Source organism: Bradyrhizobium sp. SZCCT0153, from assembly GCF_018129995.1.
GTDB lineage: Bacteria > Pseudomonadota > Alphaproteobacteria > Rhizobiales > Xanthobacteraceae > Bradyrhizobium > Bradyrhizobium japonicum_G.
This window is the reverse complement of sequence record NZ_JAFCKS010000003.1, coordinates 866,745-883,923: the sequence shown is the minus strand read 5'-3', so window position 1 is coordinate 883,923 and position 17,179 is coordinate 866,745. Positions and strand designations below refer to the sequence as shown.

11 protein-coding genes are annotated in these 17,179 nt (G+C 65.2%); 4 read left to right on the top strand and 7 right to left on the bottom strand.

Annotation, left to right across the window (positions count from 1 at the left end):
* Window positions 1-14: 14 nt before the first annotated feature.
* Both JQ572_RS17795 and JQ572_RS17790 read left to right on the top strand, forming a co-directional pair.
* The gene (locus JQ572_RS17795; protein ID WP_211384057.1) at window positions 15-1,631 is read left to right on the top strand and encodes an acyl-CoA carboxylase subunit beta; all 1,617 of its coding nucleotides are present in this window, start codon (window positions 15-17) and stop codon (window positions 1,629-1,631) included.
* Entirely contained in the window at window positions 1,628-3,604 is a 1,977-nt protein-coding gene (locus JQ572_RS17790; protein WP_211384058.1) for an acetyl-CoA carboxylase biotin carboxylase subunit, read from the top strand. Before JQ572_RS17795 ends, JQ572_RS17790 begins: the two co-directional genes overlap by 4 nt.
* Before the next feature lie 101 nt (window positions 3,605-3,705).
* Here JQ572_RS17790 and JQ572_RS17785 read toward each other — a convergent pair whose 3' ends face one another.
* The 7 genes from JQ572_RS17785 to JQ572_RS17755 all read right to left on the bottom strand — a co-directional run bounded on the left by JQ572_RS17785 (window position 3,706) and on the right by JQ572_RS17755 (window position 12,183).
* Window positions 3,706-4,701 (bottom strand): ABC transporter ATP-binding protein, encoded by a 996-nt coding sequence (locus JQ572_RS17785; protein ID WP_211384059.1) that lies wholly within the window; start codon window positions 4,699-4,701, stop codon window positions 3,706-3,708.
* Window positions 4,698-5,705, bottom strand: coding sequence for an ABC transporter ATP-binding protein (locus tag JQ572_RS17780; RefSeq protein WP_211384060.1), 1,008 nt, complete (start codon window positions 5,703-5,705; stop codon window positions 4,698-4,700). Before JQ572_RS17780 ends, JQ572_RS17785 begins: the two co-directional genes overlap by 4 nt.
* Complete coding sequence (locus tag JQ572_RS17775; protein ID WP_211384061.1) at window positions 5,705-6,598, bottom strand: ABC transporter permease; 894 nt, start codon at window positions 6,596-6,598, stop codon at window positions 5,705-5,707. Before JQ572_RS17775 ends, JQ572_RS17780 begins: the two co-directional genes overlap by 1 nt.
* Before the next feature lie 9 nt (window positions 6,599-6,607).
* Entirely contained in the window at window positions 6,608-7,555 is a 948-nt protein-coding gene (locus JQ572_RS17770) for an ABC transporter permease (RefSeq protein WP_211384062.1), read from the bottom strand.
* Window positions 7,556-7,595: 40 nt separating this feature from the next.
* The gene (locus tag JQ572_RS17765) at window positions 7,596-9,194 is read right to left on the bottom strand and encodes an ABC transporter substrate-binding protein (protein ID WP_211384063.1); all 1,599 of its coding nucleotides are present in this window, start codon (window positions 9,192-9,194) and stop codon (window positions 7,596-7,598) included.
* Between the two features lie 265 nt (window positions 9,195-9,459).
* Window positions 9,460-11,010 carry an AMP-binding protein gene (locus JQ572_RS17760; RefSeq protein WP_211384064.1) on the bottom strand — a complete coding sequence of 517 codons (1,551 nt, stop codon included), beginning with the start codon at window positions 11,008-11,010 and terminating at the stop codon, window positions 9,460-9,462.
* A gap of 18 nt (window positions 11,011-11,028) precedes the next feature.
* Window positions 11,029-12,183, bottom strand: a complete 1,155-nt coding sequence (locus JQ572_RS17755) for an iron-containing alcohol dehydrogenase (protein WP_211384065.1) — start codon at window positions 12,181-12,183, stop codon at window positions 11,029-11,031.
* 523 nt (window positions 12,184-12,706) lie between these two features.
* On the opposite strand from JQ572_RS17755, the gene JQ572_RS17750 reads away from it, so the two are divergent.
* Window positions 12,707-13,912, top strand: a complete 1,206-nt coding sequence (locus JQ572_RS17750; RefSeq protein ID WP_211384066.1) for an efflux RND transporter periplasmic adaptor subunit — start codon at window positions 12,707-12,709, stop codon at window positions 13,910-13,912.
* Entirely contained in the window at window positions 13,909-17,076 is a 3,168-nt protein-coding gene (locus tag JQ572_RS17745) for an efflux RND transporter permease subunit (RefSeq protein WP_211384067.1), read from the top strand. The genes JQ572_RS17750 and JQ572_RS17745 overlap by 4 nt, the downstream gene beginning before the upstream one ends.
* Window positions 17,077-17,179: the final 103 nt, after the last annotated feature.

Here is a 17,179-nt window from a genome sequence, read left to right as displayed (position 1 = left end):
AGCAGGATCAAGTCATGTCCATTCTCGAAAACACCGTTTCCCCTGGCAGTGCCGGCTACCGCGCCAACCGCGACGGCATGCTCGGACTGATCGACCGCATGCGCGCGCTGGAAGAGCGTACGCGCGCAGCCTCGGCCGCGGCAAAGGAGCGCTTCCACAAGCGCGGGCAGCTGCTGCCGCGCGAACGCGTCGCGCTGGTGCTCGATCCTGGCGCGCCGTTCATCGAGCTGTCGACGCTGGCCGGCTACATGTTCGATGTGCCGGATGCCGACAAGAGCGTGCCGGGCGGCGGCGTCATCGCCGGCATCGGCTTCGTCTCGGGAGTCCGCTGCATGGTCAGCGCCAATGATTCCGGCATCGATGCCGGCGCACTGCAACCCTATGGCCTCGATAAGACGCTGCGTGTGCAGGAGCTCGCGCTAGAGAACAAGCTGCCCTACGTGCAACTGGTCGAAAGCGCCGGCGCCAACCTTTTGCGCTACCGCGTCGAGGATTTCGTCCGCGGCGGCAACATCTTCCGCAATCTGGCGCGGCTTTCGGCGGCGGGGCTGCCGGTCGTTACCGTCACGCACGGCTCGTCCACTGCCGGTGGCGCCTATCAAACGGGCCTGTCCGACTACATCGTCATGGTGCGCGGCCGCACCCGCGCCTTCCTCGCGGGGCCGCCGCTGCTGAAGGCCGCGACCGGCGAGATCGCCACGGAAGAAGAACTTGGCGGCGCCGAGATGCACACGCAGGTCTCCGGCCTCGGCGACTATCTCGCCGAGGACGACCGCGATGCCCTGCGTATCGCGCGCGAGATCATGGCGGCTCTGGAGTGGGAGCGGCCGGGCCGGGCGGAAGCTGATCACAAGCCGCCGCGCTACGACCAGGACGAGCTGCTCGGTATCATGCCGATGGACCACAAGCGCCCCGTGGACATGAAGCAGGTGATCGCACGCATCGTCGACGATTCCGATTTCACCGAGATGGCGCCGAATTACGGTCCGGCCACCGTCTGTGGCCATGCACGCATCGAAGGGCAGGCGATCGGCATCATCACCAACAACGGCCCGCTCGATCCGGCCGGCGCCAACAAGGCAACGCATTTCATCCAGGCCTGCTGCCAGACCCGCACGCCGCTGCTGTATCTGAACAACACCACCGGCTACATGGTCGGCAAGGCCTATGAAGAAGCCGGCATGATCAAGCACGGCTCGAAGATGATCCAGGCGGTGACGTCGGCGACGGTACCGCAAATCACGATCTATTGCGGCGCCTCGTTCGGCGCCGGCAATTACGGCATGTGCGGCCGCGGTTTCCACCCGCGCTTTTGCTTCTCCTGGCCGAACGCCAAGACTGCCGTGATGGGCGGCGAGCAGGCCGCCGAGACCATGGCGATCGTGACGGAAGCCGCCGCAGCCCGCCGCGGCAAGCCGATCGAAAAGGACAAGCTCGACGCCATGAAGGCGCAGATCATCGGCGTGTTCGACGGCCAGATGGACGTGTTCTCGACCAGCGCGCGCGTGCTCGACGACGGCGTGATCGATCCGCGCGACACCCGCGCGGTCCTGTCTGAGGTACTTGCGATCTGCCGCGAGGGCGACGCACGGACACCTCAGCGCATGCAGTTCTCGGTGGCCCGCCCATGAGGAACGGATCAGTGCAGCACCGGCCGTACTTCAGGGTTCTGATCGCCAATCGCGGCGAGATTGCGCTGCGGGTGATGCGCAGCGCGCGCCGGCTCGGCCTTGGCGTCATCGCGGTCTATTCGGATGCGGATAGCGATGCCCTCCATGTGCGGCAGGCCGATCAGGCCGTGCGCATCGGCGAAGCGCTGCCGGCGCGGTCCTATCTCAACATTCCCGCGATCATTGCCGCGGCGAAAGCCAGCGGCGCGGATGCCGTGCATCCCGGCTACGGCTTCCTCGCCGAGAACGAGGATTTTGCGCAGGCCTGCAAGGACGCTGGCCTCGTCTTCATCGGCCCGTCGCCACAGGCGATCGAGGCGATGGGCAACAAGGCCGGCGCCAAGGAGATCATGAAGAAGGCCGGCGTGCCCTGCGTGCCCGGCTACCAGGGAGCCGACCAGGGCGACGATGTCATGCTTGCGGAAGCCAGGAAGATTGGCTTCCCCGTGATGATCAAGGCTGTCGCCGGCGGTGGCGGACGCGGCATGCGGCTCGTGACCGATGTAGCTTCGTTTCCGGATGCGCTGCGCAGTGCACGGTCGGAGGCCAAGGCCGCCTTTGGCGATCCGACCGTGATCCTCGAACGCGCCATCCAGAATCCGCGCCACATCGAGATCCAGGTCTTCGGCGACAGCCACGGCAACGCCATCCATCTCGGCGAGCGCGACTGCTCGGTACAGCGGCGACACCAGAAGCTGATCGAGGAGGCGCCGTCGCCGGCGGTGACGCCGGAGTTGCGCGCCAGAATGGGTGAGGTCGCGGTCGCCGCCGTGAAGGCGCTGCGCTATGAGGGCGCCGGCACGCTGGAATTCCTGCTCGATACGAACGGCGAGTTCTACTTCATGGAGATGAACACGCGGCTCCAGGTCGAGCATCCCGTGACCGAGGCGATCACCGGGCTCGATCTCGTCGAGCTCCAGCTGCGCGTGGCGCGCGGCGAGACATTGCCGGTGAAACAGCAGGACATTCGCTTCGAAGGCCATGCCATCGAGGTGCGGCTCTGCTCGGAAGATGCCGCACAGGATTTCATGCCGCAGTCCGGCCGCATGGCGCTCTGGCAGGTCCCGGAGGACATCCGCGTCGAGCATGCGCTGCAATCGGGCTCGGAGATCCCGCCGTTCTACGATTCCATGATCGCCAAGGTGATCAGCCACGGCGCCACGCGCGAGGAGGCGAGGGGACGGCTGATCGTCGGGCTGGAGCAACTGACAGCATTCGGCGTCACCACCAACCAGGCGTTCCTGATGGCCTGCCTGCGTCATCCCGGCTTTGCCAGGGGCGAGGCGACGACGGCCTTCATCGGCGCGCACCGCGACGAGTTGCTGGCGCCGCGCGCCGACGCCGCATTCGAAACGGCGTTGGCGGGCTTGCTGCTCTACGTGACAAATCCGCGCGCGCCGTCGTGGCACAGCGGACGGAGCCTTGCGGCTACGTTCCCTCTGCCCGCGAAAATCGAAATCGCGGGTCACGCGTGTGAGCTCGAGGTCACCCGCGAGCGCGATGGCGGCTACACCGTTGCCGTCGACGGACGGCAAGACAGGTTCGAGATCGACCAGCTCGATGCCGACGCGATCCGCTTTCGCCATGATGGCGTGATGGACAGCGCAAGATTCCTGCGCGGCGGGAACCAGCTCTACCTTCAACACCGCGGCATTCCGCTTGCGGTCACCGATCTCACCCTCGCCGCGCCGAAGGCTGCCGCGAGCAATGGCGGCGACGGAAAAGTCCGCGCCGCCATGAACGGCCGCGTCGTCGCGGTCCTGGTGAAGCCCGGCGAGCGCGTCACTGCCGGCCAACCGGTGCTGACGCTCGAAGCGATGAAGATGGAGCACGTCCACAAGGCCGGTATCGACGGAGTCATTGCCGCGATCGACGTCGCGGAGGGCGAGCAGGTGACGACGGGAAGGATCGTGGCCGAGATCGGGGCGGGGTAGGCCGGCACGACGCTATCGTAGGGTAGGCAAAGGCGCATAGGGCCGTGCCCACCAGTGCCGCGATTGCCATGGAATGGTGGGCACGCTTCGCTTTGCCCGTCCTACGGGATCGAGTTCGGTCGCCCCGTCCCCTCATTGAGCAAACACGCCACCTGATGACGATCACCGGTATCCACCAGCGCCGGCCGCTCCGTCCTGCATCGCTCCATCGCAAACCGGCAGCGGGTGTGGAACGCGCAGCCGGAGGGTGGATTGACCGGGCTCGGCACGTCGCCGTCGACCAGCGGCACGAGCTTCTTCGCGAGCGGGTTCGCAACCGGCACCGAGGCGAGCAGGGCCTGCGTGTAGGGATGGCGCGGACTGCGGAACAGCTCGTCCTTGTCGGCGATCTCGACGATGCGTCCGAGATACATCACGGCGACGCGGTGGCTGATATGGGCGACCACGGCAAGGTCGTGCGCGATGAAGAGATAGGAGAAGCCGTGCTGGCGTTGCAGGTCGATCAAGAGGTTGATCACCTGGGCCTGGATCGAGACGTCGAGTGCGGAGACCGGCTCGTCGCAGACGATCAGACGCGGCCCGAGCGCCAGCGCGCGCGCGATGCAGATGCGCTGGCGCTGGCCGCCGGAGAATTGATGCGGGAAATTGCGCATCTGGTCGGGCCGAAGGCCAACCTGCTCGAACAGCCTTGCTGTGCGTGCCTCCAGCGCCTTGCCGGTCGCGAGCCCGTGCACGGCGAGCGGCTCGCCGACGATGTCGCCTGCGGTCATGCGCGGATTGAGCGAGGCGAACGGGTCCTGGAACACGATCTGCATCGAGCGCCGGTGCGGGCGCAGCGCCGTCTTTGAGAGATGGGTGATGTCCGCGCCATCGAGGCGGATCTGGCCCGAGGTCGGCTCCACCAGCCGCAGCACGCTGCGTGCCACCGTCGATTTGCCGCAACCGGATTCGCCGACCAGGCCCAGCGTCTCGCCGACTCCAACTGAAAACGAGACGCCGTCGACGGCATGCACGGTGCCGACCTGCCGGCGCAACACGCCCGCGCGCACCGGATAGTGTTTCGTGAGATCGGTGACCTCGAGCAGCGCCTCGGTCATGCCACCTCCGCCACGTCGGCCGCGCGCCAGCATGCGGCGAGATGGCCGCCGCCCCAATCCGTGAGCGGCGGATATTCGGCCTCGCAGCGCTTGATCGCGAGCTTGCAGCGCGGCGCAAAAGCGCAGCCTTTCGGCAGCCCGACCAGCGACGGCACAGTGCCGGGAATTTCGTTCAGCCGTTCCTGCGCGGCGACACCCGACGCCGGCACGGCCGGGATCGAGGCCATCAGCCCGCGCGTGTAGGGATGCATCGGCGCGGCGAACAGCGCCTCGACGCTGGCTTCCTCGACTTTCCTGCCCGCGTACATCACGATCACGCGCTGCGCCGTCTGCGCGACGACGCCGAGGTCATGCGTGATGAGCACGAGCCCGGTGCCGAGCTCCTTCTGGAGGTCGAGGATCAGCGCCAGGATCTGCGCCTGGATGGTGACGTCGAGCGCGGTCGTCGGCTCGTCCGCGAGCAGCAGCGCCGGCCGGCAGGCCAGCGCCATCGCGATCATCGCGCGCTGGCGCATGCCGCCGGAGAGCTGGTGCGGATATTCCCGTGCGCGCCGCGCCGGTTCGGGGATGCGCACCAGGCGCAGCATCTCGACCGCGACGTCGCGGGCCTCTTTCGACGACATGTTCCGATGCAGCCGCACGGCCTCGACGATCTGGTCGCCGATCCGCATCACCGGATTGAGCGAGGTCATCGGCTCCTGGAAGATCATGGAGATGCGGTTGCCCCTGACAGCGCGCATCGCTGCCTCGTCCAGTGCCAGCAGATCGGTGCCTTCGAGCGTGATCGAGCCGCCGACGATGCGGCCGGGCGGGTCGGGTACCAGCCGCATCAGCGAGAGGGCAGTGACGCTCTTGCCGCAGCCGGATTCGCCGACGATGGCCAGCGTCTCGCCGCGCCTCACGGTGAACGAGACGTCGTCGACCGCCCTGAACAGGCCGGAATTGGTGAAGAACACCGTCTTCAGATTCTTCACCTCGAGCACGAGATCGGATTTTTCCGCCATCAGCCGCGCTGCCGGGGATCGAGGATGTCGCGCAGGGCGTCGCCGAACAGGTTGGCGCCGAACACGGCGAGGCTGATCGCGATGCCCGGGAAGATCACCAGCCACGGCGCGGTGCGGACATATTCGGCCGCGGATTCCGACAGCATGCGGCCCCAGGACGGATAAGGCTCTGGAATGCCGAGGCCCAGGAACGAGAGCGAGGCCTCGGTCAGGATGGTCGAGCCGAGTTGCGCGGTCGCAAGCACGATCAGCGGCGCCAGCGTGTTCGGCAGCACGTGGCGCAGTGCGATGCGCACTTCGCTCATGCCGATCGACTTGGCGGCCTCGACGAATGGCAGTTCGCGCAGCGCCAGCGTGTTGGCGCGGACGACGCGCGACACGGTCGGGATCAGCGGAATGGCGATGGCGATGATGACATTCGGGAGCGACGGGCCGAGCGCCGCCGTCATGATCAGGGCCAGAACCAGCAGCGGCAGCGCCTGGAGAACGTCGGAGATGCGCTGGAACACAAGATCGACCCAGCCGGAGAGATAGCCCGAGGTCAATCCGACGATGACGCCGATCGCGCCGCCGAGCGCGGTCGAGCCGATCCCGACCGCAAGGGAGATCCGCGAGCCGTGGATTATGCGGCTGAAGACGTCGCGGCCGAAGGAATCGGTGCCCATCCAGTGCGTCAGGCTCGGGCGCGCCAGCGCGCCGGCGGCGTCGATCGTCAGGGGATCATAGCGCGCGATGAAATCGGCGAAGATCGCCGTGACCACGAACAGTGTCATGATGACGAGGCCGGCCGCGCCCAGCACGTGCCGTTGCGCCAGAAACAGCACACGCCGCCAGCCGCCGGCAGCATGCGCGCCGGCGCGTCTCAGTTCGAGATCATAGTCGATCGTAGCCAAGCAGCTCTCCTAATCCGTGTACCTGATCCGCGGATCGAACACGGCGTACAGCATGTCGACGATGAAATTGGCGCTCACCACCACGACGGCGATCAGCATCACGAGGTTCTGCACGATCGGATAGTCGCGCCAGCGGATCGCCTCGACCAGGAAGCGGGCGACGCCGGGGATGTTGAACACGGTCTCCGTCACAATGAGGCCGCCGATCAGGAACGCGGCCTCGATGCCGATCACGGTGATGACGGGCAGGATCGCGTTCTTCAGCGCATGCTGATAATTCACGGTGGCATCGGAGGCGCCCTTGGCGCGCGCGGTGCGGATATAGTCCTGCCTCAGCACCTCCAGCATCGAGGATCGGGTGATGCGCATGGTCAGCGCGGCGCTGCGGAAGCCGACGGCGGCGGCGGGCACGGCGTAGGTGGCGAACGCCTCGAGCCAGGTCTGTGGATTTGGATTGAAGATCGGCATCCGATTGAACATCGCCACCGACGCGGTGAGGATGAGCAATCCAAGCCAGAACGAAGGCAGCGACAATCCGCTCAGGCTGACGACGCGGAGCGCGTAATCGAGCCGCGTGCCCTGCTTCACCGCGCTGATGACGCCGAGCGGAATGCCGATCGACGCCGAGAACAGCAGCGCCAGCCCGGCAAGCCGCGCGGTGATCGGAATCCGCGGCAAGATCTCCTGGAGCGCCGGCTTCTCGGAGACGTAGGAGTAACCAAAGTCACCACGCAGAAAACCGCTGATCCAGTGCCAGTATTGCAAGATCAGCGGCTGGTCGATGCCGAGCTCCTTTTCCAGATTGGCCTTGTCGGCGGGATCGACATAGCCGGCCGCGGCAAACAGGATGTCGACGATGTTGCCGGGCACGATGCGCAGCAGGAAGAAGATGACGACCGAGATCCCGAACAGGGTCACGAGCATCAGAAGCAGGCGCCGCACCAGATAGGCAAACATCCTTCGCCCTCCGCGAGCCGCTAGTCTTCAGCCTGGCGCGCTACTTGTCGAGCCACACGTCCTCGTAGCGAAAGCCGTTATAGGAGCTGTTCGACATGATCGTGACGCCCTTGACATAGGGCTGCCAGCAGGTACCGGCCCGGGCATGGAAGATGATCGGACGGGCGACGTCCTCCTGCAGCTTTTTGTCGATATCCCAGACCAGCGGCTTGCGCTTGCCGATGTCGGTCTCCTGCGACTGCGCGTCGAACAGCTTCTCGATCTCCTTGTTGCAGTAATTGGTGTAGTTCCGTTCTGAGCCGCAGGAATAGTTTTCGTAGAAGGATTGGTCGGGGTCGTCGACGGAATTGCCGGTCAGATTGAGGCCGAGCATGTAATCCTTGCGCGCGACTTTCGGGAACCAGTTCGCGGTCTCGACGACGTCGAGCTCGCCGTCGATATAGATGCTCTTGAGCTGATCGATCAGGATCACCGCGGGGTCGCGATATTCGGCGATATTGCGCGTCGAGATTTTTACCGCGAGGTGCTTGTCCGGGCCGTAGCCCGCCTTCTGCATCAGCTTCTTCGCTTCCTCCCGGCTCGCGTTCACGTCAGGGCCATAGCCCGGAATGGTCGCCAGCTTGTCCTTGGGCATGCCCCAGATGCCCTGAGGTGGCGGCAGCATGGTGCCGCCGATATCGGCCTGGCCTTCGAACAGGATATCGACGAAGGCCTTCCGGTCGAGTGCCATCGCCATCGCTCGGCGGATATCGATGTTGTCGAACGGTGGGGAGGTCGAATTGACGATGATGTTGGTCGAGACATTGGTCGGCTCGACGACGCAAACCGCGTTCGGCGCCTGCGACTTGATGTCCTTCAAGAGCGGAATCGTGATGTGCGTCGGGAAGGTCATGTCGAACTTGCCGGCGACGAAGGCGAGAATCGCGGTCGAGCGGTTCGTGATGATCGTGTACTCGATGCCGTCGAGATATGGCAGGCCCTTCTTCCAGTAGTCAGGATTTCGCGTCAGCTTGATCGATTCGTTGGCCTTGAACTCGACGAATTTGAACGGCCCGGTTCCGATCGGATGGGTGCGCATGTCCGCCGGCGAGACGTGACAGGGATAGACCGGCGTATAGCCGGACGCGAGCATCGCCAGCAGCGAAGGTTGCGGCCGCTTCAGATCGAAGGAGACCTCGAAATCGCCGTTGGGCGTGACGTCGTTGACTTCGCTGTACCAGGCCTTGCGTGGATTCTGCCGCAACTTCTGCTGCGATTTGCCCATCAGGAGATCGAAAGTGCACTTGACGTCGGCCGATGTGAACGGCTTTCCGTCATGCCATTTGACGCCCTGACGCAGCTTGAACGTCAGTTTCTTGTTGTCGCTGCTCCAGGACCAGCTCTCGGCCAGATCAGGCCTCAGGGTATCAGGGCTGTTCTGCGCGATGTGCTGGTCATAAATGACGAGATTATTGAAGACCCCCATGAACGGCACGTTGACCGAATAGGTCGCACCTTCGAGGATGGAGGCGTTGGCCGGACTGTCGCGATGATACATCCGCAGGACACCGCCCTGCTTGGGCTCGCCGGCGAGCGTAGTGGTTGAGGCCGTCAGCACAGATAGCGCCGCCATCGCGGCGAGCGCCCATACGCTCCGCATGCTCATCCTCCCTGGACATCGGCCTTTTGCGGCCTGTTTGTCGCGACGATAGCGACGCGGGCCCTGCGAAGCAACCCGCAAGGGCGGCAGCGCTCTCGACAATTCGGATGACGCGAGGCCGCAGGAGGTTCACACATTTCATAATGTGGGAGTGCAGGTGCGAACGGATGGTTCCTGTGCCGAGCCGCCGCGACAAGCTTCGCTGTCGTCCCGGGTCCGCGCCGACGTTGGTTCTGGATGACAGTGAAGTTTGTGGTTGTGCCTGTCACACGATCCTTGACGTCTTGTTCCCCCAATACCGGTCCCGCAGCAGGCGCTTGTAAAGCTTCCCCGTCGGCAGCCGCGGCAATTCCTTCTCGAAATCCACCGAGCGCGGCACCTTCTGCCGCGACAATGACGCGCCGCAGAAGGCGATCAGCTCCTCGGCGAGCGCCTCGCCCGGCACCACGCCCGGCATCGGCTGCACCACGGCCTTCACCTCTTCGCCGAGATCGGGATTGGGGACGCCGAACACCGCGGCGTCCGCGACCTTCGGATGGGTGATGAGCAAATTCTCGCATTCCTGCGGATAGATGTTCACCCCGCCCGAGATGATCATGAAGGTCGCACGGTCGGTGAGGTAGAGGTAGCGATCCGCGTCGACATAGCCGACGTCGCCGACCGTGCTCATGCTGCCGTCGGCCGAGCGCGCCTCTTTCGTCTTCTCCGGATCGTTGAAATATTCGAACGGCGATCCAGTCTTGAACCACACTTGCCCCGGCGTGCCGGTCGGGCACGCCTGCATGTTCTCGTCGAGGATATGGAGGTCGCCGAGCAGCACCTTGCCGACGGTGCCGCGATGGGCGAGCCATTCCTCGCTGTTGCAGGCGGTAAAGCCGAGGCCCTCGGTCGCGCCGTAATATTCGTGGATGATCGGGCCCCACCATTTGATGATGTCGTCCTTGACCAGCGCCGGGCAGGGCGCGGCGGCGTGGATCGCGATCTCCAGCGAGGACAAATCGTAGCGCTTTCGTACCTCCTCAGGCAGCTTCAGCATGCGCGAGAACATCGTCGGCACCAGCTGGGTATGGGTGATGCCCCACTGCTGCACGAGCTGCAGGTAGCGCTCGGGATCGAAATTCTCCATGATGATCACGGTCCCGCCCATGCGGATCGTGAGGTTGACCGCCGCCTGCGGCGCCGAGTGATAGAGCGGCGCCGGCGACAGATAGACCATGCCCTCGCGGTAGTGCCAAAGCTTTGTCAGGAAATCGAACAGCGGCAGATTGTGCTTCGGCGGCTCCTCCGGTAGCGGCCGCAGGATGCCCTTGGGCCGTCCAGTCGTGCCCGACGAGTAGAGCATCGCGGTGCCGAGCCATTCATCCGCAATCGGCGTCTTCGGCATGTCGGCGGTCACCTCGGCAAGTCCGACGATGCGGTCGCTCTCCCCGGGGCCGTCGGCGACGATGCAGAGCTTGATGTCGGGGCAGGCCTTGATCGCCTCGCGCGCGATGTCGAGTTTCGCCGCAGATGTGATCAGGATCTTCGACTGGCTGTTGACGAGGAGATAAGCGAGCTCGCCCGGCGTCAGGAACGAGTTGATGCAGGTGTAGTACAGCCCGGAGCGCTCGCCCGCGCCGCAGGCTTCGAGGTAGCGCGAATTGTTCTCCATGAAGATCGAGTAATGGTCGAGCCGCTTCAGGCCGCGCTTGCGGAACAGATGCGCCAGGCGATTGCTGCGCGCGTCGAGCTCGCGATAGGTGACCGCCTCGCCTGTTCCAGCCATGATGAAGGCAGGCTGGAGCGGGCGTAGGCGGGCATGCTGACCTGGGTACATCGATCCTCCGGCTTTGAATCATGCGGCGAGAAGCAGGATTTCGCGCAACTGCGCCGGGCTGTCGATCTTGCGCGGATTGCGCGGCACCCAGGGCGTGCGCATCGCCTGTTCGGCGATGGCGTCGAAATGCTCGGGCGAGACGCGCACGTCGGCGAGGCTGCGCGGCATGCCGAGCGAACGGATGAAGGCATCGAGCACGTCGGCGGCGTTGTGGCCGGGAAAGCCCATCGCGGCCGCGACGATCATCTGGCGCTCGGCATTCGCGCTCGCGTTCCATCGCATCACGGCCGGCAGCATGATGCAGGAGGTGTGGCCGTGCGGCACGTCGAAGGCCGCGCCCAGAACGTAGCCGATGCCATGGCTCGCCCCCATCGGCACGCCGGCTGCGAGCGCGCCCATCGACAGCCAGGTGCCGATCTGGGCGTCCATCCGCGCGTCGAGATCGGAAGGGTCGGCCTTCACCCGCGGCAGCGAGTCGGCCAGCATCGCGAGCCCCTTGACCGATTGCGCGTCGGCATAGGGATGGGTTTCGCGCGAGCAGATCGCCTCGACGCAATGATCGATGGCGCGGATGCCGGTCGAGAGGAACAGCCATTCCGGCGTGTGCACGGTGATGGCGGGATCGAGGATGGTCGCCCGCGGCACCGTCAGCGGGTGCCGCAGCATCTGCTTCACATGCGTGCTGCGGTCGGTGACGCCCGCGATCGATGAGAACTCGCCGCCGGCGATCGTAGTCGGCACGCTGATCTGGCGCACGACCGGCGCAGTCATCTCGGGCGCGACGCCCTTGTGCACCCGGATACGCTCGATGCCCTCGATGTCGTCGATGCCGTTGGCGAGGCAGAGCTGCACCGCCTTGGCGCCGTCGGTGATCGAGCCGCCGCCCACCGTGACGATCAGATCGGCGCCCGCCTCGCGCGCCGCATTGGTGGCCGCGATCACCGCTTCGCGCGGCGTGTGCGCCGGCATCGCGTCGAACAGGCCGGCGCAGCGCGCGCCCAGCGCATCTTTGATCTTCGTGATCTCGTCGGTCTGCCGGTTCAGCGTGCCGGAGACCATGAGGAACGCACGGCGCGTCCCCAGCCGGTCCATCTGCGCGACGATGGCCGCGGCCGCCGGGTGACCGAACACGACCTCCTCGATCGCGCCGTAAACGACACGTCCCTGGTGCACGCCTGTCCTCCCGGACAATTCGTCTTGCTTTTGTGAGGATAATCTAGCCGAGCCGGGCGCGCCCGTCATGTGCGAAGACGCTGGGGCAACTCTTGCCCTACCCCTCCAGGGCAGGGCTATCGCATATGACAGCGGGAGGTTTCCGAAAGACCTCGGCCTGCATGGTTCGAGACGCCCGCTTTGGCGGGCTCCTCACCATGAGGGTCTGATATCTCACCGCAAAACGCGACCTCATCCTGAGGGCCCGCCGTAGGCGGGCGTCTCGAAGGATGGGCCGCAGGCAAGCTGCCCGCCACGCTTTTCTTCATATGCGATAGCCCTGCCCTCCAGGGGAGGGTGACACCTTCAATGCGGCTCGAGCGCAGTCGACCATCCATCTGTCAACCCGCCATCCGGCCGGGGCGTCGTTCAAAGCAATGCGCGCGCTTTGGTCTTGAAGAGTTCATCATTGCCACCCATCTTGTGGCGCCCGCGGGGAGAAGAGTATCCTGCTTTTTCCGCGGCTTTTATGCGAGGACCTGGGATGGCTGGACCGGACGGAAGCGAGCAGTTTGTCAAAAAGCACGATTTCGTTTCGCCTCGGCCCTACACAATTGCCGGGCTTCTCGCCGCGGCGTTCGCGCTCACCGGTTGCGGACAGCCGACTTCGCAGGCGGGCGCCCCGCCGCCAGCGCCGGTCACCGTCGCTCAGCCGGTCAAGCGCACCGTCACCGATTGGGATGAGTTCACCGGCCGCTTCGAGGCGGTCGAGGAGGTGCAGGTGCGCCCCCGCGTCGGCGGCTTCGTCAACTCCGTCGAGTTCCAGGACGGCGCCATCGTGCACCAGGGCGATCTGCTCTACGTGATCGACCCGCGTCCGTTCGAGGCGGTGGCCGAACAGGCCGACGGCCAGCTGTCCGATGCGCGCGCCAAGGTGGAGCTTGCCAAGCGCGAGCTCGACCGCGGCCTGAACCTGGTTCAGACCAGCGCGGTCTCGGAGCAGGTCGTCGACCAGCGCCGCCAGGCCCTGCAGGCCGCACACGCCGCGGTGTCGCAGGCCGAAGGTGCGCTGAAGGCCGCCCGGCTCAATATCGAGTTCACGCATGTGACCGCGCCGATCACCGGCCGCGTCAGCCGCCATCTCGTCAGTCCCGGCAATCTCGTGCAGGGCAGTGACAACGGCTCGTCGACGCTGCTGACGTCGATCGTCACGCTCGATCCGATCTACGTCTATTTCGACATGGATGAGACCACGTTCATGAAGTACAGCAAGCTGTGGTTCGAGGGTAAGCGCCCGAGCTCGCGCGATACCGCGAACCCCGTGCAGGTGACGCTGGCCGGCGAGACCAAGCCGTCGCATGACGGCTCGATCAACTTCCTCGATAACCGCCTCGACGTCTCGACCGGCACGCTGCGCAGCCGCGCCGTGGTCAAGAACACCGATCTCTCGATCCTGCCCGGCCAGTTCGGCCGTATCAGGCTGATCGGCAGCGCGCCCTACGAGGCGCTGCTGATTCCGGACGTGGCGGTCGCGACCGACCAGTCCCGCAAGATCGTGTTCGTGGTCAAGCCTGACGACACCGTGGAAGCGCGTGCCGTGGTGCTCGGACCGCTGGACGAAGGTTTGCGCGTGATCCGCGAAGGCCTGAAGCCGGACGACCGCGTCATCGTCAACGGCATTCAGCGCGCCCGCGTCGGCGCCAAGGTCGCCCCGCAGACCGCGCCAGCGCCGGGCGGTGGCAAATCATGAACCTGGGCCGTCTCTCCATCAACCAGCCCATCCTGGCGATGGTGCTGTCGATCGTGCTGCTGATCGTCGGCGCGCTCGCCTACACCACGCTGCCGGTCTCCGAATATCCGCAGGTGGTGCCGCCGACCGTCGTGGTCACCACGCAATATCCGGGCGCGTCGGCGCAAACCGTGTCCGACACCGTCGCCGCTCCGATAGAGCAACAGATCAACGGCGTCGAGGACATGCTGTATCTCTACAGCCAGGCGACCTCGAACGGCCAGCTCACCATCACCGTCACCTTCAAGCTCGGCACCGACCTCGACAAGGCGCAGGTGCTGGTGCAGAACCGCGTCGCGATCGCGCAGCCGCAACTGCCCGACGAGGTGCAGCGCAACGGCGTCGTCACCCGCAAGAACTCGCCCGACATCCTGATGGTCGTGTTCATGCTGTCGCCGGACGACACCTTCGACCAGCTCTACATCTCCAACTACGCGCTGCTCCAGGTCCGCGACCAGCTGCTGCGGATCGACGGCGTCGGCGACATCCAGATCTTCGGCGCACGCGACTATTCGATGCGGCTCTGGCTCGATCCCGACCGGATCGCCAATCTCGGCCTGACCTCGGCCGAAGTGCTCGCCGCGATCCGGGCGCAGAACGTGCAGATCGCGGGCGGCCAGATCGCCGAACCTCCGATCGCCGACCGCGCCTTCCAGCCCAATCTCACCTTCACCGGGCGCTTGAAAGACCAGAAGCAGTTCGAGGATATCCTGATCAAGGCCGGCTCTGATGGCCGCACGGTGCGCCTGCGCGACGTCGCGCGCATCGAGCTCGGGGCGCTGGCGTATTCCACCAACAGCTTCCTGCTGCGCAAATCGGCGGTCGCCATGCTGGTGACGCAGCGGCCGGGATCGAACGCGCTCGCCACGGCAAAGAACATCTCCGACACCATGACGAAGCTCAAGGAGAGCTTTCCGAAGGGGCTCGACTACAATATCGGCTACAACCCGACCGAGTTCATCGCGCAGTCGGTCCACGAGCTGATCAAGACCATCTACGAGGCCATGCTGCTCGTGGTGATCGTCGTGCTGGTGTTCCTGCAAGGCTGGCGGCCGGCGATCATTCCGATCATCGCGATCCCGGTCTCGCTGGTCGGCACATTTGCAGTGATGGCGGCGCTGGGCTTCTCCATCAACAACCTTACCCTGTTCGGCCTCGTGCTCGCCGTCGGCATCGTGGTCGACGACGCCATCGTGGTGGTCGAGAATGTCGAGCGACATCTCGAGCACGGCATGAGCAGGCGCGATGCCGCGCTCAAGACCATGGAGGAGGTCGGCGGCGCGCTGGTCTCGATCGCGCTGGTGCTGTGTGCCGTGTTCGTCCCGACCGCGTTCTTAGGGGGCATATCCGGGCAATTCTTCCAGCAATTCGCCGTCACCATCGCGGTCGCGACCGCGATCTCCTGCTTCTGCTCGCTGACGCTGTCGCCGGCGCTGGCCTCGCTTCTCCTCGTTCCGCACGAGGAGAAGCGGCCGCCGGCGCGCTGGAATATCCTCGCCCGCGGCTGGAGCGCGTTCACGGGTGCCTTCAACCGCGTGTTCGACCGGCTGGCGCACGGCTATGCCGGTGTCGCCAATTTCGTCATCCGGCATTCTGTGGTGATGATCCTGATCTATGTGGTCCTGATCGGCAGTGCCGGCTGGCTGATCGGGACCACGCCGCAGGGCTTTATTCCGGCGCAGGACCGCGGCTACGTCATCATCTCCGTGCAATTGCCGGGTGCGGCCTCGCTGGCGCGCACCACCGAGGTCGTGCGCGAGATCGAGCGGATCTCGCTGGATACGCCGGGCATCGTCCGCGTCGCGGCCTTCGCCGGCTTCTCCGGCGCCACGCGCACGCAGGCCGGCAACGCTGCGGCGCTGTTCCCGGTATTCGAGGAGCCCGAGGCACGAATCAAGAAGGGGCTTACCGCAAATGCCATCACGGTCGAGCTGCGCAAGCGCCTGGCAGCGATCCAGGGCGCCTTCATCATCGTGATTCCGCCGCCGGCTGTGCCCGGCATCGGCACTGGCGGCGGCTTCACCATCCGCATCCAGGACCGCCAGGGTCGCGGGCCTGAACTGCTCGCCGCAGCCACCGACGAGCTCGTCGCCGCGGCGCGCAAATCGCCCTTGCTGCTCGCTCCGACGGTGTTCTCGCCGTTCTCGGCCAACACTCCGCAGCTCTTCGTCGACATCGACCGCACCAAGGCGCAGAAGCTCGGGGTGCCGATCGCCAACATCAACGACACGATCCAGACCTATTTCGGATCGACCTATGTCAACGACTTCAACCTGTTCGGCCGGACCTATCACGTCACCGCGCAGGCCGATTTCCCGTTCCGGAAAGAGCCGACCGACCTCGCGCGGCTACGCACGCGCAACGCCTCCGGCGACATGGTGATGCTCGGCAGCGTGGTCGACTTCAAGGATGTCTCCGGCCCTGACCGCGTCGCCCGCTACAATCTCTATGCAGCATCCGAGCTCCAGGGTGAGCCAGCGCCGGGCGTGAGCTCGACCACGGCGCTCAACACCATCAAGAAGCTTGCGGACGATACCTTGCCGAGCGGCTTCACTTTCGAATGGACCGACCTTTCCTACCAGCAAATCACCGGCGGCAATGCCGGCCTGCTGGTGTTCCCGATCTGCGTGCTGTTCGTCTATCTCGTGCTCGCCGCGCAATATGGCAGCTGGACGCTGCCGTTCGCGGTGATCCTGATCGTGCCGATGTGCCTGCTCGCTGCGACCATCGGTGTGCGCATCATGGGGCAGGACGTCAACATCCTCACCCAGATCGGATTTGTCGTTCTCGTGGGGCTCGCGGCGAAGAATGCGATCCTGATCGTTGAGTTTGCGCGCGACATCGAAAAAGAAGGCAAGCCGCGGCTGGAGGCCGTGATCGACGCCTGCCGCCTGCGCTTGCGGCCGATCCTGATGACCTCCTTCGCCTTCATCCTCGGCGTGCTGCCGCTGGTGATATCGTCCGGCTCGGGCTCGGAAATGCGTCAGGCTGTCGGCGTCGCCGTGTTCTTCGGCATGATCGGCGTCACCCTGTTCGGTCTTCTGTTCACACCGATCTTCTATGTGGTGGTGCGGAACCTGGCCGAGGGGCGGAACGACAAGAAGCCGGAGGTCGTGGCTCCATAGGGCCGGGGTTGACCACTGGCGTATCGACCACCTCGGTGTCGGGACGACGCCGTTTGCTTGGCGCTTCCTCCAACTAACGACCAACATGAAATGGATGGGCAGG